Genomic DNA, 19,415 nt, shown 5'->3' on the forward strand with positions numbered 1-19,415 from the left:
AAGTTGACCGATGACCCGCTCCAATGTCGTGCCGCTGTCGGCGGCCCCGCTCTACGTGCAGATCAAGGACACGCTGCGCACGCGTATCCTCGACGGCACTTATGCGCCACACAGCAGGATGCCGTCCGAGCACGAACTCTGCGCGATGTTCGACGTGAGCCGCATCACGGTGCGCCAGGCGCTCGGCGACCTGCAGAAGGAAGGCCTGCTGTTCAGGCTGCACGGCAAGGGCACGTTCGTGTCGAAGCCGAAGGCGTTCCAGAACGTGACATCGCTGCAGGGCTTCGCCGAGGCGATGTCGTCGATGGGTTACGAAATCGTCAACCAGTTGCGCAGCTTTCGCACCGTGAAGGCCGACCGCCATCTCGCAGCGAAGCTGAACGTGCCGGAAGGCGCGCCGCTCGTCGAGATCCACCGCGTGCGGCTGCTGAACCGCGAGCCCGTGTCGCTCGAGCAGACGTGGGTGCCCGCGGCGCTCGGCAAGCGGCTCGCGGGCGCCGATCTCGCAACCCGCGACATCTTCCTGATTCTCGAGAACGACTGCGGCGTGCCGCTCGGCCACGCCGACGTGTCGATCGACGCGATCCTCGCCGACGATGAAATCGTCGATGCGCTGCGCGTCGAGGAAAGCAGCCCCGTGCTGCGGATAGAGCGCCTGACGCACGACGCATCCGGCGCGCCGATCGACTACGAACACCTGTACTTCCGTGGCGACGCGTTCCAGTACCGGCTGCGCATCGACCGGCAGAAGACGCACCAACCATTAAGGAACCCGCAATGAACACCCATGTACTCGAATACGACATCGTCGTGGTCGGCGGCGGCACGGCCGGTCCGATGGCGGCGATCAAGGCGAAGGAGCGCGACCCGTCGCTGCGCGTGCTGCTGCTGGAGAAGGTCAACGTGAAGCGCAGCGGCGCGATCTCGATGGGGATGGACGGCCTGAACAACGCGGTGATTCCCGGCCACGCGACGCCCGAGCAGTACACACGCGAGATCACGATCGCCAACGACGGGATCGTCGACCAGCAAGCCGTATACGCATACGCGACGCACAGCTTCGCGACGATCGAGCAGCTCGACCGCTGGGGCGTGAAGTTCGAGAAGGACGGCACCGGCGACTACGCGGTGAAGAAGGTCCACCACATGGGTTCGTACGTGCTGCCGATGCCGGAAGGTCACGACATCAAGAAGGTACTGTACCGGCAGCTGAAGCGTGCGCGCATCGCGATCACGAACCGGATCGTCGCGACGCGCGTGCTGACCGACGCGCACGGCCGCGCGAGCGGCGTGCTCGGCTTCGACTGCCGCACGGCCGATTTCCACGTGATCCGCGCAAAGGCCGTGATCCTGTGCTGCGGCGCGGCCGGCCGCCTCGGGCTGCCGGCATCCGGATACCTGATGGGCACGTACGAAAACCCGACCAACGCGGGCGACGGCTACGCGATGGCGTACCACGCCGGCGCGGCGCTCGCGAACCTCGAATGCTTCCAGATCAATCCGCTGATCAAGGACTACAACGGCCCGGCCTGCGCGTACGTGACGGGCCCGCTCGGCGGCTTCACCGCGAACGGCAAGGGCGAACGCTTCATCGAGTGCGACTACTGGAGCGGCCAGATGATGTGGGAGTTCTACCAGGAACTGCAAGGCGGCAACGGCCCGGTGTTCCTGAAGCTCGACCACCTCGCCGAGGAAACGATCCAGACCATCGAGCAGATCCTGCACACGAACGAGCGGCCGAGCCGCGGTCGCTTCCACGCAGGGCGCGGCACCGACTACCGACGCCAGATGGTCGAGATGCACATCTCCGAAATCGGCTTCTGCAGCGGCCATAGCGCGTCAGGCGTATACGTGAACGCCCGCGCGGAAACGACCGTTCCGGGGCTCTACGCGGCCGGCGACATGGCGGCCGTCCCGCACAACTACATGCTCGGCGCATTCACCTACGGCTGGTTCGCCGGGCAGAACGCGGCCGACTACGTGGCCGGCCGCGATCACGCGCCGGTGGACGACGAACAGGTCGCGGCCGAACGCACCCGCGTGCTCGCGCCCCTCACACGCGAGCGTGGCCTCGCGCCGGCACAGGTCGAATACAAGCTGCGCCGCATGGTGAACGATTATCTGCAACCGCCGAAGGTGACGCGCAAGATGGAAATCGGACTGCAACGCTTTGACGACATTATTGAGGATATCGAAGAACTCAAGGCGGTCCATCCGCACGAACTGATGCGCGCGGCCGAAGTGCGCGCGATTCGCGACTGCGCCGAAATGGCCGCGCGTGCGTCGCTGTTCCGTACCGAGAGCCGCTGGGGGCTATACCACCATCGCGTCGATTTTCCGCATCGCAACGACGCTGAATGGTTCTGCCACACATGGTTGCGCAAAGATGCCGACGGCACGATGCGCAGCGAGAAACGGCCGGTCGAGCCCTACGTCGTGCCGCTTGCCGACGACGAACGCAGCGCCTACGCGCACCTGCGCATCCGCGAACCGGCCGCCCTCGCGGCCGCCCTCTGACTCCGAGGAGCCTTACCGTGCCCCATACCCCGCACGACATCTTCCTGCGCAGCAGCGCGCCCGTGACGATCGACGAGGACCGCTGCATCGCCGACAAGGGCTGCACCGTCTGCGTCGACGTGTGCCCGCTCGACCTGCTCGCCATCGACGTGACCAAAGGCAAGGCCTACATGCAGTTCGACGAATGCTGGTACTGCATGCCGTGCGAACGCGACTGCCCGACCGGCGCCGTCAAGGTCGACATCCCGTACCTGCTGCGCTGACCCGACGGGCCGCCGTCGCGTCGAGACCGCACGTGTGCTGATTTTCCGGCCGCGCATCCTGCTGACGGATGAATCGTTCGGCGTGCTCGACGCGCAGACGCGCCGAATGATGCAGACGCTGCTACTCGACATCGGATCGCGGATCCGCGCGACCGCGCTGTTCGTCATGCCTCACACGCTTCGTTAATGATCCTGATTTTTCCCATGACCGATTCCTCCCCTTCTTTCCCGCTGCATGGCGCGCACGCCGCCGACCATGCCGCGCTCGTCGCACGTGTTGCGGCACCCGATGCATCCGTGCGCCGCATCGCGCTGCTCGAACTCGCCGATCTCGAGGATCCCGATCTCGTGCCGATCTTCGTTGCGGCATTGCGAGACGATCCGGCCGCCGCCGTGCGCGGCGAAGCTGCGCGTGTGCTCGCCGCCTGGGAGCAGCCCGTCGTCGTCGACACGCTGTGCCACGCGCTGCTCGATCCGGACGACGACGTGCGCGCGACCGCTGCACACAGCCTGTCCGAACTGAAGGATGTCGCGTCCGGCGCCGTGCTGTGCCGCTGGGCCGAACACGCCGAGCCGTTCGTGCGCGGCGCCGCGCTGCGCGCGCTGCGCGAACTGCGCGACCCAGGCGCGTTCACGCCGGCGCTGCACGCGCTCGACGCGCCGGCGGCGGCCGTGCGCGCCGAGGCCGTCGCCGTGCTCGGCTGGCTCAAGGACGTGCGTGCGTTGTCGCCGCTCGCACGCATCGCCACGACCGACACGCATGCGGACGTGCGGCGCATCGCGGTCGGCGCGGTCGGATTCGCGGCGTCCGACGACACGACCGTCGTCACCGCGTTGCTTGCGGCGCTGCGCGACGCCGAATGGCAGGTACGCGAGGAAGCGGCCGCGACGCTCGGTAAGCTGCGTGTCGCGGTCGCACGCGCGCCGCTCGTCGCCGCGCTCGATGACGATTACTGGCAGGTGCGCTTGCGCGCGGTGCGCGCACTCGGGCAATTGCGCGATGCCGCCGCGGCGCCGGCGGTCGCCGCGCTGCTGTCGCATGCGATCAGCAACCTGCGCAAGGAGGCGGCGCTCGCGCTAGGCGAACTGCGCGATCCTGCGACGCTGCCCGCGCTGCATGATGCATTGGAGGATCGCGATCCCGAAGTACGCAAGGCCGTGCGCATCGCCATCGCGCAGATTGGAGGAGATGCACGATGACGCCGCCGACAGAGATTCGTCTCGATCATGCGACTCGTGCGTTGACGCTGTGTTGGCCGGACGGCAGCACGCAGCCTATCGGCTATGCGCGCTTGCGCGGCGATTGTCCGTGCGCCGCGTGCCGGAAGATCCGGCTTGACGGCAGACAAGTCGACGCGCCGCTCGAGCTGACGCTGGACGGCGTGGAACCGGCCGGGTACGGCATCCGCCTGCTGTTCGGCGATGGTCACGCGCGCGGCATCTATCCGTGGCCATATCTGGCGGAACTTGGCAGAGACGAGACGGATGTGGGCATCGCATCGCGCGATGCGCTGGCACAGCGGCCAGCCATTCACCGCGCACCGCGGGTGCCTTGATCCGCTCGCTGTCCGGCCGTGCGCGCGGCGGTGCACGGGGCGGGCAAGACGGCAAGGAAGACACGCTCCCCCAGCGTCAATCCAGTCACGATCGCCGTTCGCACAAACGACAACGCCCGGCAGGTCATCCCTGCCGGGCGTCCGCATCGTCAGATGCCATGGTCCGCTACCGAGGCACGCCCCGGCGCCGGATCACTCCCACTCGATCGTCGCCGGCGGCTTGCCCGAGATGTCGTACACCACGCGGTTGATCCCGCGCACCTCGTTGATGATCCGGTTCGACGCGCGGCCGAGCAGCGCGTACGGCAGGTGCGCCCAGTGCGCGGTCATGAAGTCAGTGGTCTGCACCGCGCGCAGCGACGTCACGTAATCGTAAGTGCGGCCGTCGCCCATCACGCCGACCGACTTCACCGGCAGGAACACCGCGAACGCCTGGCTCGTCAGGTCGTACCAGGTCTTGCCGACGTCGGCCTCGCCGCACAGGCCCGCTGCCGCGTCCTGCGCGGTGGCGGTCGTGCCGCGCAGTTCCTCGATGAAGATCGCATCCGCGCGACGCAGCAGGTCCGCGTATTCGCGCTTCACTTCGCCGAGAATCCGCACGCCGAGGCCCGGGCCCGGGAACGGATGGCGGTACACCATCTCCGGCGGCAGGCCGAGCGCGACGCCCAGTTCGCGCACTTCGTCCTTGAACAGGTCGCGCAGCGGCTCGAGCAGCTTCAGGCCGAGCGTTTCCGGCAGGCCGCCGACGTTGTGGTGGCTCTTGATCGTCGTCGCCTTCTTCGTCTTCGTGCCGCCCGACTCGACCACGTCCGGATAGATCGTGCCCTGTGCGAGCCACTTCGCCTTCGACAGCTTCTTCGCTTCCGCCTGGAACACTTCAACGAACTCGCGGCCGATGATCTTGCGCTTCGCTTCCGGATCGGTCACGCCGGCCAGATGGCCGAGGAACTGCTCGGACGCGTCGACGTGCACGACCTTCGCATGCAGGCGGCCCTCGAACATGTCGAGCACCATCTTGCCTTCATTCAGGCGCAACAGGCCGTGGTCGACGAACACACAGGTGAGCTGATCACCGATCGCGCGATGGATCAGCGCGGCCGCGACGCTCGAATCCACCCCGCCCGACAGGCCGAGAATTACTTCCTCGTCACCGACCTGCTCGCGAATCTTCGCGACGGCTTCCTCGATGTGGTTCTTCATGATCCAGTCGGGCTTCGCGCCGGCGATCTGCAGCACGAAGCGTTCGATGATCTGGCGGCCCTTCACCGTATGCGTGACTTCCGGGTGGAACTGCACCGCGTAGTAGCCGCGCGCCTCGTCGGCCATGCCGGCGATCGGGCAGCTCGGCGTCGACGCCATCAGCGCGAAGCCCGGCGGCAATTCGGCCACCTTGTCGCCGTGGCTCATCCAGACCTTCAGCATCCCGTGGCCTTCGGCCGTCGTGAAATCCTCGATGCCGTCGAGCAGGCGCGTATGGCCGTGCGCACGCATTTCCGCGTAGCCGAATTCGCGATGGTCGCTCCACTCGACCTTGCCGCCGAGCTGCACGGCCATCGTCTGCATGCCATAGCAGATGCCGAGCACCGGCACACCGAGATCCCACACGGCCTGCGGGGCGCGCAGCTGGTGGTCTTCGTACGTGCTGGCGTGGCTGCCCGACAGGATCACCGCCTTCGGCGCGAACTCGCGGACGAAGTCGTCGGACACGTCGTTCGGGTGGATTTCGCAGTAGACGTGCGCTTCGCGCACGCGGCGCGCGATCAGTTGGGTGACTTGCGAACCGAAGTCGAGAATCAGAATTTTGTCGTGCATGGCTGCGGACAGGATGAAGAGAATAAGAAAAGCAGCGCATGAAGCGCTGCGTCAAATGCATGGACAGCGGCGTCGGGCGGCAGGCAGCACGCGCGACGCATCGCCGGTCAGTCCTGCGACGGCGGACGCGCGTCGAATGCGACGCTGCCTGACGCGCGGTCGGATGCGGCCGATGAAGTAGCCGCAGCCGGTGCCGAAGGCGCCACCGGACGGCTGACGACCGGCTCGACCCGCGGCTGCGGTGTGGTGACCGGTGCCGGTTCGACCGGACGCTTCACGTCCCGGGCCTCGAGCGCCTGCGCCTTCTCGCGCCGCCGCACGGCCGAGGCGAGGCGTACGCCGCCGACGCCGAGCACGATCAGCGCGACACCGGCCATCGCCGACAGCACGCGGCCGGCGGCCGCGAGCGCAGGACCGTTGCCGGTGCCGAACGACCACACCACCGCCAGCACGCCGATCAGCCAGTTCACGTGGCCGACCGCACGCGCGACGGGCGCCGTGAGATCGCCGTTGACCGCCGCATGAAACGCGAGCCACGCGAGGCCGAGCAGCGCGATGCCGAACGCCTGGCCGAGCATCGCCGGCTGGATGTTCGCCAGCTGCAGCGCGTTGAACAGCGCCTGCCAGGGCGTCAGCACGAACAGCACGCCGAACGCCAGCAGCAGCACGGCATCGACGATCAGCACGGCTCGCAGCAGCGGTTTCATCGGCGATCAGTCCACGTGGTAGTTCGGCGCTTCCTTCGTGATCTGCACGTCGTGCACGTGCGACTCGCGCATGCCCGCCGCGGTGATCTGGACGAATTCGGCCTTCTCGTGCAGCTCGTCGATCGTGCGGCAGCCGCAGTAGCCCATGCTCGCGCGCACGCCACCGACCAGCTGGAACAGGATCGCGTTGACCGAACCCTTGTACGCGACGCGGCCTTCGATGCCTTCCGGCACGAGCTTGTCGATGTTCGCCGAGTTGTCCTGGAAGTAGCGGTCTGCCGCGCCGTCCTTCATCGCGCCGACCGAACCCATGCCGCGGTACGACTTGTACTGGCGGCCCTGGTACAGGAACACGTCGCCCGGCGACTCTTCGGTGCCCGCGAACATGCTGCCCATCATCACCGCGTTCGCGCCGGCCGCGAGGGCCTTCGACACGTCGCCCGAGAAGCGCACGCCGCCGTCGGCGATGCACGGCACGCCGGTGCCCTTCAGCGCTTCCGCGACGTTCGCGATCGCGCTGATCTGCGGCACGCCGACGCCCGCGACGATCCGCGTCGTGCAGATCGAGCCCGGGCCGATGCCGACCTTGACCGCGTCCGCGCCGTATTCGACGAGCGCCTTCGCGGCGGCGGCCGTCGCGATGTTGCCGCCGATCACCTCGACGTGCGGGAAGTTCTGCTTGACCCAGCGCACGCGCTCGAGCACGCCCTTGCTGTGGCCATGCGCGGTATCGACGACGATCACGTCGACGCCGGCCTGCACCAGCAGCTCGACGCGCTCTTCGTTGTCCGGGCCGACGCCGACCGCCGCGCCAGCGCGCAGCTTGCCGTGTTCGTCCTTGCACGCATCCGGGTGTTCGGTCTGCTTCGTGATGTCCTTGACGGTCATCAGGCCGCGCAGTTCGAACGCGTCGTTGACGACCAGCACGCGCTCGAGGCGGTGGCTGTGCATCAGCGCCTTCGCTTCGGCGAGCGGCGTGCCTTCCTTGACCGTGACGAGACGCTCGCGCGGCGTCATGATCGACTTGACCGGTTCGTCGAGGCGCGATTCGAAACGCAGGTCGCGGTTCGTGACGATGCCGACGAGCTGCGGGCCTTCCACGACCGGGAAGCCCGAGATGCCATGCTGACGCGACAGCGCGATCACGTCGCGCACCTTCATCTGCGGCGGGACCGTGATCGGGTCGCGCACGACGCCCGATTCGAAACGCTTGACCTTCGCGACCTCGCGAGCCTGCTCGGCCGGCGTCAGGTTCTTGTGGACGATACCCACACCACCCTGCTGCGCCATCGCGATCGCGAGGCGACCTTCGGTGACCGTGTCCATCGCGGCGGACACGAGCGGCATGTTCAGGGAGATGTTGCGGGTCAGCTTGGTCTTCAGGCTGGTGTCGCGCGGGAGAACGTCGGAGAAGGCGGGAACGAGGAGCACATCATCGAAAGTGAGTGCTTTTTGGATCAGACGCATGGCAAATCCTATGGGCGCAAAAGCGAATTATACGCGAAGCGCTGCGAATTTTCACAACACGAACAACGGGTTAGGCGTTTTCAAGCGTTCGGGGGCCGAATCGTTCGGATCGCCGTTCGGTTCGTTTTCGATCGCCTTTCGTTTCACCCCCGCATCGCCCCATTCGCGCAGCCGGCCGGAATCGGGCCGATCGCACGTCGTGGCAACACGATGCCGAGCCTGCCGGCGGGGCCTCGGCCCGCCCCGCTCGGCACATCCAGGCGGCCACGAACGCCACTAGACCAGCCCGGCCGCGGCGCACGCAATCATCGCCCCGCCGGCGCCGATCGCGACGCCGCCGACGATCCGCGCGACGCGTTCGCCGTGCGGCGCCAGCCGCTCGGCGGCGATCACCACGGTCACGACGGCCATCACGCGCAGATCCATCATGCCGGCTGCCAGTGCAACGGCCATCAGGTTCCCGCAGCAGGCGCCGCACCGTAGCGCGGTTCGCACGCCGTACCACCACGCAACCGCGGCCGCGGCTCCCGCCCGCCGCGCACATGCGTCGTCCGGTGCACGCCGGCAACAAGCGAGCCGGCGCGCCTTCCAGCCGGAGAACTGCAGCACGCCCGCGCCGAGCACGACCGCGCCGACCGCGAACGGCATCGCGGCGGCGAGCGCGGGCAGCCGCGCGGCGACCGCCGCCAATGCGGTGCCGCCAGGAAACACCATCGCGCCGAGCGCCATCCACACGGAGAAATACCCGGCGCCCGCGACCACGACAAACCATGCCGCGCGCGCCTCGCCCAACGGGCCGAGGCTCTGCCGGTATCGCCAGAGCACCGGCGCCAGTACCGGCAGCATCATCGTCGTCGTCATCGCGCCCCACATGCCTGCGAACGCAGCGAACGCGCGCCCTGCCCGCCATCCGCACGGCCTGAGCCATGCGGCCGACAGCGTCCAGCCGCCCGCCATCGGCATGCCGCCCATCGCGTCCATCGATGCGTGCTGCGCGAGCATCGCCCAGATCGCGGCGCCGAATACCACGACGAACGCGGCGCCGAATGGCCGCCAGCCGCCGCCCGCAGCGCCGGTCGCAGCCGGTTTCGTCGCGTCGCCCATCGCCCGCTCCCGCCGCTTGCCGGCCCGCACTCAACCGCGCGCGTACTCGTCATGGCGGCGCCACCACACGCCCGTCTCGTTGCGCCCGAGCGGCGCACGGTCGAGCCACTGGTACATCCCCCACAGTCCGTCGAGTCCGCGTGCGTATGTCGAATACGTGTGATAGACGACGCCATCCTCGCGTACGAACGCGCTCATCCCCGGCCGGTCGAGTGTGTACGTGGCGACGTCGGTGCCGCAGGTCGCCGCGAACTGGGCGACGGCCGCCGGCGGCGGGTCCATGTCCATCGCGTGACCGGCCCGCACATAGTTGTATTCGACGTCGCCGGTACGTTGCTGCGTTTCGGTAAACGACACGTTGAAGTCGAAATTGAACTCGCCGCCGTCCGATGACGCCCACGGAAAGTGCCAGCCCATCCGCTGCCGATACGCGAGCAGCTTCGCGAGTGGCGCGCGCGACACCGCCGCGAGCGTGACGTCGTGGTTCGCGAGGTGGACCGCAAAACCATCGAAACCATCGGCGAGCGCCGAGCACGACGGGCAGCCGGCCTTGTAGTCGGGGCCGAACATGAAGTGATAGACGAGCAGTTGCGAACGGCCGCCGAACAGGTCGTCGAGCGTCGCCGGGCCGTCCTCGGTGTCGAACCGGTAGGCCTTGTCGACGCGCACCCACGGCAGTGCCTGGCGCCGCTGCGCGAGTTCGTCGCCCTGCCGCGTCAACGCCTTTTCCGCATCGAGCAGCGCGCGGCGCGCAGTCAGCCATTCGGCGCGCGTTCCAGTGAGATGGTTGGTCATTGCGGGTTCCTCCTTTCGATGGATATCCGGGCACGGCGCATCTGCCGTGTGCGTGGTGCTAGATTAGGGCCGGGCATCGGACCGGAGGGAGTGACAACTGTGTCGGGATTCGAATGGATTCGCTGATCACGGCCGCAGCGCAGGCGCTCGCGGCGGGCGACCCGCTCGGCGCGCTGAACCGCGTCGCACTGCGCGACGACGCGCCGGCGCTCGCGTTGCGCGGAATCGCGATGGCGCAGCTCGGCGATTTCGAGCGTGCGCGGGCGCTCGTGCGCGGCGCGGCGCGCGCATTCGGCGCGAAGGAAGCCGTCGCGCGGGCGCGCTGCGTCGTCGCGGAAGCCGAAATCGCGCTGGCGTCTCGCGACCTCGGCTGGCCGTCGCGCGCCCTCGAGGCCGCCTGCGCGACGCTCGACGCACACGGCGACCGCGCGAACGCCGCGCATGCGCGCTATCTCGGCGTGCGCCGGCTGCTGCTGATCGGGCACATCGACGATGCCGAACGGCAGCTCGCGAACCTCGATCCCGCACCACTGCCGGCCGCATCGCGCGCAGCCCACGAACTGATCGCGGCCGGCATCGCGATGCGCCGCATCCGCCCGCACTTCGCGCGCACGGCGCTAGCCCGTGCCCGAGCGGCCGCACGGGACGCCGGCATCGCCGCGCTGACGGCCGAAGTCGAGACGGCCGCACGCATGCTCGATACACCGGCCGCGCGACTCATTGCGCGCGGTGCGTCGCGGCTCGTGCTGCTCGACGAGGTCGAGGCGCTGCTGGAATCGAACGCGCTGGTCGTCGATGCATGCCGCCACGCGGTACGCGACGCACGCACGACCGTGTCGCTCGCGCGCCGCCCGGTGCTGTTCGTGCTCGCCCGCGCGCTGGGTGAAGCGTGGCCCGGCGACGTATCGAGAAACGCGCTCGTGGCCGCGGCGTTTCGCGCGAGACACGCGGACGAATCGCATCGCGCACGCCTGCGCGTCGAGATCGGCCGCTTGCGCGCGATGCTGCGCCCGCTTGCGAACGTCACCGCGACGCCACGCGGCTTCGCGCTCGAGCCGCTCGGCCCGCGCGAGACCGTTGTGCTGGCGCGTCCGGTCGACGATCACCACGCGGCCGTGCTCGCGCTGCTCGCGGACGGCGAGGCGTGGTCGAGCTCCGCGCTGGCGCTCGCGCTCGGCACGAGCCAGCGCACCGTGCAGCGCGCGCTCGACGCGCTCGCCGAAGCGGACAAGGTACAGGCGCTCGGCCGCGGTCGCGCGCGCCGCTGGATGACGCCGCCGCTGCCCGGATTCGCGACGACCTTGTTACTCCCCGCACCGCTGCCGGGCGACTAGGATGGGCACACCAACGACGAGGTGACAGACATGAAACGCTCCACCGCAGACATCTTCCGCGAATACGGCCCGTTTCCCGGCGTCGACGGCGTGCACGGCGTCACGTTCGACGGCCAGCGCGTGTGGTTCGCGTCCGGCGACAAGCTGAACGCGCTCGACCCGGAACGCGGCACGACCGTGCGCGCACTCGCTGTCGCCGCGCACGCAGGCACCGCGTTCGACGGGCGTTATCTGTTCCAGATCGTCGAGGACCGCATCGAGAAGATCGATCCCGATTCGGGCCGCGTGCTCGCGACGATCCCGGCGCCCGGCGGCGGCGCGGATTCGGGGCTCGCGTGGGCCGAAGGCACGCTGTGGGTCGGCCAGTATCGCGAACGCAAGATTCATCAGGTGGATCCGCAATCCGGCGCCGTGCTACGCACGATCGAATCGAACCGCTTCGTCACGGGCGTGACGTGGGTCGACGGCGAGCTGTGGCACGGCACCTGGGAAGCGGACGAGAGCGCGCTGCGGCAGATCGACCCGCGCACCGGGCAGGTGCTCGAACAGGTCGACATGCCGCCCGGTGTCGGCGTGTCCGGGCTGGAATCCGACGGCCGCGACCTCTTCTACTGCGGCGGCGGCAACAGCGGCAAGCTGCGCGCCGTGCGCCGCCCTGCGCGGGCACGCGCAGAGGGCGACAGTGCGGCGGCATCCGAGCCGGTCGAGCGCTGATCGCCGATCATCGAAGGGCCACCCGGCCCGCCGCGATCCCCGGTCAGCACCGGAACGGATCGCGATGGCTCTCCGAGCCGATCCTGAACCGCGCCCGCTCCCGAGTGCAGGAATGAACAAGACGCTGTCGCGCCGCCATCATTAAGATGCTCGCTCGTCAGTCATTCGTTCGGAGCAGTCGATGCAGCGCGGTGTGGTGTATGGCGTCCTCGCGGGCGCGTTGTGGGGGATGGTCTTTCTCGTGCCGCGGCTGATGACCGACTTCTCGCCGCTGCTGCTCAGCGCGGGCCGCTACGCGATGTACGGCCTCGTGTCGCTGGCGGCGGCACTCCCAGCCGCCCGTTCACTGCTCGTGCGGCTAACCCGCGAGGATCTCGTCGCGCTCGCGAAGCTCGCGCTGATCGGCAACGTCGCGTACTACATGCTGCTGTCCGGCGCCGTGCACCTGATCGGCATCGCGCCCAGCTCGCTGATCGTCGGCGCGCTGCCCGTGACCGTCACGCTCGCCGGCCTCGGCGACCGCGGCGCAATGCCGCTGCGGCGCCTCGTCGCCCCGCTCGCGCTGGTGATCGCCGGCATCGTCTGCATCAACGTCGACCTCTTCACATCGGAAGCCGCGCATGCGACGACGCTCGGCCAGAAGCTCGCCGGCATCGCATGCGCAACCGGCGCACTCGCGAGCTGGACCTGGTACGCGGTCGCGAACACGCGCTACCTGCAGCGCCACCATCATTTCGGCGGCAACGAGTGGTCGGTGCTGTGGGGTGTCGTCACGGGCCTGATCGGCGGCCTCTGCTGGCTCGCGATCCTCGCGCTGCCGGCCGGCACGGTCCAGGCGGCAGTCCCGGCCTCGCGCTGGCAACTGTTCTGGCTGCTGAACCTCGTGCTCGCGATCGGCGCGTCGTGGCTCGGCAATGGATTGTGGAATGCGGCATCGAAGCGGCTGCCGCTCACGCTGTCCGGCCAGCTGATCGTGTTCGAAACCGTATTCGCGATGCTCTACGCATTCGTCTACGACCACCGGATGCCGCGCGTGCTCGAGATCGCGGCGCTCGCGCTGCTGCTGGCGGGCGTCTACGGGTCGGTGCGCCGGCACGGCGACACGCACGCGAGCGGCGACACGCCCGGCCGTGCGCCAGCGAACGCGAACGTCACGGCCCACTGAGCGTGTGCCAGCCTGGTCTGACGAATCGGGACAGAGGGAGATGAGGCGATGCTGGCGCGACGCGTCAGCGCGCGTCCTTGTGCATCCACTTGCGGCCCTCGATGGAACCCTCGCGGCGGGTCTTGTCGACGCGCCGCTGGCGCGCGAGCTTCGGATCGACGATCAACGGGCGGTAGATCTCGACACGGTCATGATCGGCGAGCGGCGCGTCGAGCGGCGCGAGCTTGCCGAACACGCCGGTTTTTGCATGCGCGAGGTTGATTTCCGGGTGCAGCGCGAGCACGCCGCTCGCGTCGATCGCCGCGCGCACGGTCGCGCCTTCGGGCAGCGACACCGCAATCAGCGTCTGGCGATCCGGCAGCGCGTAACAGACTTCGATCGACAGCATCGCGTCACCCCTTCCCGTAGCGCTGGTCGGCGCGCTTGACGAACGAATCGACGAACGTGTTCGCGATATGGCTGAACACCGGCCCGATGATCTTCTCGAGCAGGATGCTCGAGAACTCGTAGTGCAGCGCAAATTCGATCTTGCATGCGTCGGAGCGCAGCGGGATGAAGCGCCACGAACCCGTGAACTTCCGGAACGGGCCGTCCGCGAACTCCATGTCGATGCGTGTCGGGCGCTGCTGCGTGTTGCGCGTCGCGAAATGCTGCTTGATGCCCTTGAAGTTGATGTCGATGCGCGCTTCCATCCCGCTGTCGTCCTGACGGCGAATCTCGACGCCGCCGCACCAGGGCAGGAAATTGGGGTAATCGGCCACGTCGGTGACGAGGTCGAACATCTGTTCCGCCGAGTGACGGATCAATACGGTTTTCTGGACATCTGCCATAAATCGCGCGGCATCGCTCAAGTAAGAACGCAAGCCGGGCGATTACCGCCCCGCTTTGCTAAAATCGTGATTTTAAACGAGTTGGCCCGATCCTTTCATGAGCATCATCGACAACAGGAAAGCGCACTTCGATTATCACATCGAGGAACGCTACGAGGCGGGGCTCGTGCTTGAGGGCTGGGAAGTCAAGGCGCTGCGCGCCGGGCGCGGCCAGATCAAGGAAGGCTACGTCGTGGTCAAGAACGCCGAGATCTTCCTGATCGGCACCCACATCAGCCCGCTGCCCGAAGCCTCGACGCACATCAAGCCCGATCCGGTCCGCACGCGCAAGCTGCTGCTGCACCGTGACGAAATCAAGAAACTGATCGGCAAGGTTGAGCAGCGCGGCTATACGCTCGTGCCGCTGAACTTCCACTACAAGGGCGGTCGCGTGAAATGCGACATCGCGCTCGCGAAAGGCAAGAAACTGCACGACAAGCGCGAAACCGAGAAGAAACGCGACTGGGAGCGCGAAAAGGCGCGCATCATGCGCGCCGGTGCCTGACGCGCAACGTCCCGCATCGCAAACGACACGGCCCGCTCGAAGCGGGCCGTGTGCTTTTGTGAGCCGTGATGCGTATGTGCGCCGATCGAGCAGCCGCTCACGGTCACCGATGCAACCCTGCGCCGCCCATCGTCATGCGAGCAGGATCGCGATTCCATAGCGCGACGATTCGCCGCACGTCGGCCGCACGCAGCCGCCGGACGGCTCACCGGGCCGCGCCTGCGCTCAGGCCTTTCCGCCCGCGGCCGGCGCCGCGTTCTTGACGATCGTCAGCGCCGACGCGATCGCGGTGCCGAGATCCGACAGGTTCGCCGGCACGATCAGCGTGTTGCCCTGTTTCGCGAGGTTCGAGAATGCGCCGACGTACTGCTCGGCAACCTTCAGGTTCACGGCGTCCATCCCGCCCTGCGACTGGATCGCGTTCGCGATCTTCTGGATGGCCTGCGCGTTCGCCTCGGCCACCGCGAGAATCGCGGCCGCCTCGCCCTGCGCCTGGTTGATCGCGGCCTGCCGCTCGCCTTCGGACTTCTGGATCGCCGCCTCGCGTGCGCCCGACGCGAGGTTGATCTGCTCCTGCTTGCGGCCTTCCGATGCGGCGATCAGCGCGCGCTTTTCCCGCTCGGCGGTGATCTGCGCCTGCATCGCGTGGAGGATCTCCTTCGGCGGCGTCAGGTCCTTGATCTCGTAACGCAGCACTTTCACGCCCCAGTTCGCGGCAGCCTGATCGAGCGCCGACACGATGTTGTGGTTGATGAAGTCGCGTTCCTCGAAGGTCTTGTCGAGTTCGAGCTTGCCGACCACCGACCGTAGCGTCGTCTGCGCGAGTTGCGTGATCGCGAGCACGAAGTTGCTCGATCCGTAAGAGGCTTTCATCGGATCGGTCACCTGGAAGTACAGCACGCCGTCGACCTGCAGTTGCGTGTTGTCGCGCGTGATGCAAACCTGGCTCGGCACGTCGAGCGGAATCTCCTTCAGCACGTGCCGGTAGGCGATCCGGTCGACAAACGGCAGCACGATATTGAGACCGGGCGACAGCGTCGCGTGATAGCGCCCGAAGCGTTCGAGCACCCACGCATGCTGCTGCGGCACGATCTTCACCGTCTTCGACACGATCACGATGGCGATGACGAGCAGGACGACCCAGATGATCAGCGAATCCATGAAATATTCCCTCCTTGTTGTATCAGCGGACGATCAGCCCGCGGGTTTCGCTACGACCACGAGACAGTTGCCGCGCACGGCGCGCACCTGATACACGTGCACATCGTCGCGCTCGCCGTGCGCGAGTTCGACGTCCCAGTCGGCGCCGCGATATTGAACGCGCGCGCGGCCGTCATGCCACGCGTCGACCGTGACGGTCGAGCCGATATCGAGATTGACGTCGGGATTCGTCGACGTGTCGCGCTTCTGCTTGCGCCCGAGCCCCGAGCGGCGCAGCACGATCATCGCGATGATCGCGACCGCGCCGGCCACGCCGAACTGCACGTGCGGCGCGAAACCGGCCAGTTGCAGCAATCCGCCCGCGAGAAAGCCGAGCGCAATCATCAGCAGGTAGAACGTGCCCGTGAGCAACTCGGCCACGACCAGCACGCCCACCGCGCCCCACCAGAACAGATGCCCCGACATCATTGTGGTCTCCAGAAAAACGGCCCCGTACGTTCACTATATTCTTCGCCGCGGCAAGCGGACGCAACCGACACGCCCAGGTCGCCCCGTTACGTACCGACAAACAAAAACACCCCGGTGCTTACCGGGGTGTTTATAACACGAACCTTGCATTTTGCCTTCAACACAAGCGCGGCGGTACCGCGCTTGCGCCGAACGGGCATTGACCGTTACTTCCGGTTGGCGAGTGCCTGCCACGTATCGATGATCGTGTCCGGGTTCAGCGAGATCGACACGATGCCTTCGTCGGTCAGCCATTGCGCGAAGTCCGGGTGATCGGACGGGCCCTGGCCGCAGATACCGACGTACTTGCCCATCTTGCGGCAGGTATCGATCGCCCGCTTGAGCAGGAACTTGACGGCCGGGTCGCGTTCGTCGAAGTCGACGGCCAGCAGTTCCATGCCCGAGTCGCGGTCGAGGCCGAGCGTGAGCTGCGTGAGGTCGTTCGAACCGATCGAGAAACCGTCGAAGTGCTCGAGGAACTCTTCGGCGAGGATCGCGTTGGTCGGGACTTCACACATCATCACGAGGCGCAGGCCGTTCTCGCCGCGCTTCAGGCCGAACTTCTCGAGCAGGCCGACGACGCGCGCCGCCTGCTTCACGGTCCGCACGAACGGCACCATGATCTCGACGTTGGTCAGGCCCATCTCGTCGCGCACGCGCTTCAGTGCACGGCACTCCATCTCGAAGGCCTGCGCGAAGTCTTCGGCGATGTAGCGCGACGCGCCGCGGAAGCCCAGCATCGGGTTTTCCTCGTCCGGCTCGTAGCGCGAACCGCCGATCAGCTTCTTGTACTCGTTCGACTTGAAGTCGGACAGACGCACGATCACGGGCTTCGGATAGAACGCCGCGGCGATCGTCGCAACGCCTTCCGTCAGCTTGTCGACGTAGAACTGGCGCGGCGACGCGTGACCGCGCGCGACGCTCTCGACGGCCTTCTTCAGATCCTGGTCGATGTTCGGATACTCGAGGATCGCCTTCGGGTGCACGCCGATGTTGTTGTTGATGATGAACTCGAGACGCGCGAGGCCCACGCCGGCGTTCGGCAACTGCGAGAAGTCGAACGCGAGCTGCGGGTTGCCGACGTTCATCATGATCTTGACCGGAATTTCCGGCAGTTCGCCGCGCTGCACTTCCGTGACTTCCGTCTCGAGCAGCCCGTCATAGATCTTGCCTTCGTCGCCTTCCGCGCACGACACCGTGACGAGCGCGCCGTCCTTCAGCACGTCGGTCGCGTCGCCGCAGCCGACGACTGCCGGCACGCCGAGCTCACGCGCGATGATCGCCGCGTGGCAGGTCCGGCCGCCACGGTTCGTGACGATCGCCGCCGCACGCTTCATCACCGGCTCCCAGTTCGGGTCGGTCATGTCCGCCACCAGCACGTCGCCCGGCTGCACGCGTTCCATTTCCGACGGATCCTGGATCACGCGCACGGGGCCCGCGCCGATCTTCTGGCCGATCGCGCGGCCCGTCGCCAGCACCTGCGACTGGCCTTTCAGCTTGAAGCGCTGCTCGGCCTTGCCGGTCGACTGGCTCTTCACCGTTTCCGGACGCGCCTGCAGGATGAAGATCTTGCCGTCGCGGCCGTCCTTGCCCCACTCGATGTCCATCGGACGCTGGTAGTGCTTTTCGATGATGACCGCGTACTTCGCCAGCTCGATCACGTCTTCGTCGGTGATCGAGTAGCGGTTGCGCTGCTCGTGCGGCACGTCGACCGTCTTCACGCGGCCCGGCTCGCCCGGCTGCGTGAATTCCATCTTGATCAGCTTCGAGCCGATCGAGCGGCGGATGATCGGGTACTTGTCCTGTGCGAGCGTCGTCTTGAATACGTAGAACTCGTCCGGGTTCACGGCACCCTGCACGACGGTTTCGCCCAGGCCGTAGCTCGACGTGATGAACACGGCGTCCTTGAAGCCCGATTCGGTGTCGATCGTGAACATCACGCCGGCCGCGCCGACGTCCGAGCGGACCATGCGCTGCACGCCGGCCGACAGCGCGACTTCGGCGTGCGTGAAGCCCTTGTGCACGCGGTACGAGATCGCGCGGTCGTTGTACAGCGACGCGAACACGTGCTTCATACGATCGAGCACGTCCTCGATGCCGACGACGTTCAGGTACGACTCCTGCTGACCGGCAAAGGAGGCGTCGGGCAAGTCTTCCGCGGTCGCGGACGAACGCACGGCGAACGACAGCTCGCCCGGCGAGCCGTTCTTCAGGATTTCGAACTGTGCGCGGATTTCCTGCTCAAGACGCGCCTGCAGCGGTGCATCGACGATCCACTTGCGGATTTCGGCACCGGCTTCGGCGAGCGCCTTCACGTCGTCGATGTCGAGCGACTCGAGACGCTTGGCGATGCGATCGGTCAGATCGTTGTGCTTGAGGAAATCGCGGAATGCGAGCGCGGTCGTGGCGAAACCGGTGGGTACGCGAACGCCTGCTTCGGAAAGCTGGCTGATCATCTCGCCGAGCGACGCATTCTTGCCGCCCACGATCTCCACATCGGTCATCCGCAACTGCTCGAACGGGATTACATACGCCTGGTCCTTTGCGACGTTTGCTGCGTTAGTCATACAAGCCCCTAAGTGTGAAAAAAATGCTCGATTGCGCAAGTGGGCTCGGACGCGGGCGCTTGCAAAAAGGCGCGGCGCGTCTTGCGCAACCTGTTGGAGAAACAATCGCAGCAGCGGAAAATCTTCCGACCCGATTTGCAAAAATCCCGGCAGAAAGGCGATACATTCAGACAAATCGCCGAACTTGCCGGGAGTTTCAGATCGATCACGGCCAGCCCGAGGTGCCGTTCGCACCCTGCCCCCGCAATTGCTTATCCAACAGGTTGCCGCTATTCTACCGTGCCGGCTGCCGGATGTGGCGCGACCTTCTCACTGCGTCTGGAGGCGAACCTCCAGCTGCCCGCGCAACCGCCCTTCACGTTCGACGCCCAG

The 19,415-nt window shown here is 67.0% G+C and carries 19 protein-coding genes and 1 pseudogene; 10 read left to right on the top strand and 10 right to left on the bottom strand.

The window, feature by feature from the left end; all coding sequences use genetic code 11:
* Nucleotides 1-10 precede the first annotated feature (10 nt).
* From ACT2FV_RS26695 to ACT2FV_RS26720, 6 genes and pseudogenes are all read left to right on the top strand, one after another.
* The gene (locus tag ACT2FV_RS26695) at nt 11-781 is read left to right on the top strand and encodes a GntR family transcriptional regulator (RefSeq protein ID WP_059599946.1); all 771 of its coding nucleotides are present in this window, start codon (nt 11-13) and stop codon (nt 779-781) included.
* Nucleotides 778-2,517 (top strand): fumarate reductase/succinate dehydrogenase flavoprotein subunit, encoded by a 1,740-nt coding sequence (locus ACT2FV_RS26700; protein WP_444505139.1) that lies wholly within the window; start codon nt 778-780, stop codon nt 2,515-2,517. The genes ACT2FV_RS26695 and ACT2FV_RS26700 overlap by 4 nt, the downstream gene beginning before the upstream one ends.
* Before the next feature lie 17 nt (nt 2,518-2,534).
* Nucleotides 2,535-2,780, top strand: coding sequence for a 4Fe-4S dicluster domain-containing protein (locus ACT2FV_RS26705; RefSeq protein ID WP_006755644.1), 246 nt, complete (start codon nt 2,535-2,537; stop codon nt 2,778-2,780).
* A gap of 10 nt (nt 2,781-2,790) precedes the next feature.
* Nucleotides 2,791-2,946, top strand: a pseudogene (locus ACT2FV_RS26710) (ABC transporter ATP-binding protein); the annotation flags it as partial.
* Between the two features lie 38 nt (nt 2,947-2,984).
* The gene (locus ACT2FV_RS26715) at nt 2,985-3,980 is read left to right on the top strand and encodes a HEAT repeat domain-containing protein (protein WP_444505140.1); all 996 of its coding nucleotides are present in this window, start codon (nt 2,985-2,987) and stop codon (nt 3,978-3,980) included.
* Nucleotides 3,977-4,336, top strand: a complete 360-nt coding sequence (locus ACT2FV_RS26720) for a gamma-butyrobetaine hydroxylase-like domain-containing protein (protein WP_151052139.1) — start codon at nt 3,977-3,979, stop codon at nt 4,334-4,336. Before ACT2FV_RS26715 ends, ACT2FV_RS26720 begins: the two co-directional genes overlap by 4 nt.
* 192 nt (nt 4,337-4,528) lie before the next feature.
* Here the strand turns inward: ACT2FV_RS26720 and guaA are convergent, their stop codons facing one another.
* The 5 genes from guaA to ACT2FV_RS26745 all read right to left on the bottom strand — a co-directional run bounded on the left by guaA (nt 4,529) and on the right by ACT2FV_RS26745 (nt 10,221).
* On the bottom strand, nt 4,529-6,148 hold the full coding sequence (gene guaA, locus ACT2FV_RS26725; RefSeq protein ID WP_059599944.1) for a glutamine-hydrolyzing GMP synthase: 1,620 nt from the start codon (nt 6,146-6,148) through the stop codon (nt 4,529-4,531).
* 107 nt (nt 6,149-6,255) lie between these two features.
* Entirely contained in the window at nt 6,256-6,855 is a 600-nt protein-coding gene (locus tag ACT2FV_RS26730; protein ID WP_124622475.1) for a hypothetical protein, read from the bottom strand.
* A gap of 6 nt (nt 6,856-6,861) precedes the next feature.
* The gene (guaB, locus tag ACT2FV_RS26735) at nt 6,862-8,322 is read right to left on the bottom strand and encodes an IMP dehydrogenase (protein WP_011885118.1); all 1,461 of its coding nucleotides are present in this window, start codon (nt 8,320-8,322) and stop codon (nt 6,862-6,864) included.
* Between the two features lie 276 nt (nt 8,323-8,598).
* On the bottom strand, nt 8,599-9,426 hold the full coding sequence (locus ACT2FV_RS26740) for a copper chaperone (protein WP_444505141.1): 828 nt from the start codon (nt 9,424-9,426) through the stop codon (nt 8,599-8,601).
* Between the two features lie 30 nt (nt 9,427-9,456).
* A complete protein-coding gene (locus ACT2FV_RS26745; protein WP_444505142.1) occupies nt 9,457-10,221 on the bottom strand; it encodes a DUF899 domain-containing protein in 765 nt (254 codons plus the stop codon).
* Between the two features lie 113 nt (nt 10,222-10,334).
* Here ACT2FV_RS26745 and ACT2FV_RS26750 point away from each other — a divergent pair, with 113 nt between their 5' ends.
* From ACT2FV_RS26750 to ACT2FV_RS26760, 3 genes are all read left to right on the top strand, one after another.
* On the top strand, nt 10,335-11,555 hold the full coding sequence (locus ACT2FV_RS26750; protein ID WP_174920245.1) for a helix-turn-helix domain-containing protein: 1,221 nt from the start codon (nt 10,335-10,337) through the stop codon (nt 11,553-11,555).
* A gap of 30 nt (nt 11,556-11,585) precedes the next feature.
* Nucleotides 11,586-12,269: a Vgb family protein gene (locus ACT2FV_RS26755; RefSeq protein ID WP_151049425.1), complete on the top strand. Its 684-nt coding sequence runs from the start codon at nt 11,586-11,588 to the stop codon at nt 12,267-12,269.
* Nucleotides 12,270-12,450: 181 nt separating this feature from the next.
* Entirely contained in the window at nt 12,451-13,434 is a 984-nt protein-coding gene (locus tag ACT2FV_RS26760; protein ID WP_151049423.1) for a DMT family transporter, read from the top strand.
* Nucleotides 13,435-13,498: 64 nt separating this feature from the next.
* On the opposite strand, the gene ACT2FV_RS26765 is transcribed toward ACT2FV_RS26760, so the two are convergent.
* Both ACT2FV_RS26765 and ACT2FV_RS26770 read right to left on the bottom strand, forming a co-directional pair.
* Nucleotides 13,499-13,822: an RnfH family protein gene (locus ACT2FV_RS26765; protein ID WP_151049421.1), complete on the bottom strand. Its 324-nt coding sequence runs from the start codon at nt 13,820-13,822 to the stop codon at nt 13,499-13,501.
* Between the two features lie 4 nt (nt 13,823-13,826).
* Nucleotides 13,827-14,264 carry a type II toxin-antitoxin system RatA family toxin gene (locus tag ACT2FV_RS26770; protein WP_059529356.1) on the bottom strand — a complete coding sequence of 146 codons (438 nt, stop codon included), beginning with the start codon at nt 14,262-14,264 and terminating at the stop codon, nt 13,827-13,829.
* Between the two features lie 97 nt (nt 14,265-14,361).
* On the opposite strand from ACT2FV_RS26770, the gene smpB reads away from it, so the two are divergent.
* A complete protein-coding gene (gene smpB / locus ACT2FV_RS26775; protein WP_059464267.1) occupies nt 14,362-14,808 on the top strand; it encodes an SsrA-binding protein SmpB in 447 nt (148 codons plus the stop codon).
* 225 nt (nt 14,809-15,033) lie between these two features.
* Here smpB and ACT2FV_RS26780 read toward each other — a convergent pair whose 3' ends face one another.
* From ACT2FV_RS26780 to ppsA, 3 genes are all read right to left on the bottom strand, one after another.
* Nucleotides 15,034-15,969, bottom strand: coding sequence for an SPFH domain-containing protein (locus ACT2FV_RS26780; protein WP_059599936.1), 936 nt, complete (start codon nt 15,967-15,969; stop codon nt 15,034-15,036).
* A gap of 33 nt (nt 15,970-16,002) precedes the next feature.
* Nucleotides 16,003-16,437 (bottom strand): NfeD family protein, encoded by a 435-nt coding sequence (locus ACT2FV_RS26785; RefSeq protein WP_124622465.1) that lies wholly within the window; start codon nt 16,435-16,437, stop codon nt 16,003-16,005.
* A 206-nt stretch (nt 16,438-16,643) separates the two neighbouring features.
* Nucleotides 16,644-19,043 carry a phosphoenolpyruvate synthase gene (ppsA, locus tag ACT2FV_RS26790; protein ID WP_444505143.1) on the bottom strand — a complete coding sequence of 800 codons (2,400 nt, stop codon included), beginning with the start codon at nt 19,041-19,043 and terminating at the stop codon, nt 16,644-16,646.
* Nucleotides 19,044-19,415: the final 372 nt, after the last annotated feature.

Source organism: Burkholderia sp. PR2, from assembly GCF_052372875.1.
Lineage (GTDB): Bacteria > Pseudomonadota > Gammaproteobacteria > Burkholderiales > Burkholderiaceae > Burkholderia > Burkholderia diffusa.

Coding starts and splice junctions, on each gene's coding strand:
- ACT2FV_RS26730 (WP_124622475.1), bottom strand. CDS start 6,855: ATGAAACCGCTGCTGCGAGCCGTGCTGATCGTCGATGCCGTGCTGCTG.
- ACT2FV_RS26740 (WP_444505141.1), bottom strand. CDS start 9,426: ATGGGCGACGCGACGAAACCGGCTGCGACCGGCGCTGCGGGCGGCGGC.
- ACT2FV_RS26695 (WP_059599946.1), top strand. CDS start 11: ATGACCCGCTCCAATGTCGTGCCGCTGTCGGCGGCCCCGCTCTACGTG.
- ACT2FV_RS26760 (WP_151049423.1), top strand. CDS start 12,451: ATGCAGCGCGGTGTGGTGTATGGCGTCCTCGCGGGCGCGTTGTGGGGG.
- ACT2FV_RS26720 (WP_151052139.1), top strand. CDS start 3,977: ATGACGCCGCCGACAGAGATTCGTCTCGATCATGCGACTCGTGCGTTG.
- ACT2FV_RS26765 (WP_151049421.1), bottom strand. CDS start 13,822: ATGCTGTCGATCGAAGTCTGTTACGCGCTGCCGGATCGCCAGACGCTG.
- ACT2FV_RS26755 (WP_151049425.1), top strand. CDS start 11,586: ATGAAACGCTCCACCGCAGACATCTTCCGCGAATACGGCCCGTTTCCC.
- ACT2FV_RS26715 (WP_444505140.1), top strand. CDS start 2,985: ATGACCGATTCCTCCCCTTCTTTCCCGCTGCATGGCGCGCACGCCGCC.
- ACT2FV_RS26745 (WP_444505142.1), bottom strand. CDS start 10,221: ATGACCAACCATCTCACTGGAACGCGCGCCGAATGGCTGACTGCGCGC.
- guaB (WP_011885118.1), bottom strand. CDS start 8,322: ATGCGTCTGATCCAAAAAGCACTCACTTTCGATGATGTGCTCCTCGTT.
- ACT2FV_RS26750 (WP_174920245.1), top strand. CDS start 10,335: ATGGATTCGCTGATCACGGCCGCAGCGCAGGCGCTCGCGGCGGGCGAC.
- ppsA (WP_444505143.1), bottom strand. CDS start 19,043: ATGACTAACGCAGCAAACGTCGCAAAGGACCAGGCGTATGTAATCCCG.
- ACT2FV_RS26785 (WP_124622465.1), bottom strand. CDS start 16,437: ATGATGTCGGGGCATCTGTTCTGGTGGGGCGCGGTGGGCGTGCTGGTC.
- ACT2FV_RS26700 (WP_444505139.1), top strand. CDS start 778: ATGAACACCCATGTACTCGAATACGACATCGTCGTGGTCGGCGGCGGC.
- smpB (WP_059464267.1), top strand. CDS start 14,362: ATGAGCATCATCGACAACAGGAAAGCGCACTTCGATTATCACATCGAG.
- guaA (WP_059599944.1), bottom strand. CDS start 6,148: ATGCACGACAAAATTCTGATTCTCGACTTCGGTTCGCAAGTCACCCAA.
- ACT2FV_RS26780 (WP_059599936.1), bottom strand. CDS start 15,969: ATGGATTCGCTGATCATCTGGGTCGTCCTGCTCGTCATCGCCATCGTG.
- ACT2FV_RS26770 (WP_059529356.1), bottom strand. CDS start 14,264: ATGGCAGATGTCCAGAAAACCGTATTGATCCGTCACTCGGCGGAACAG.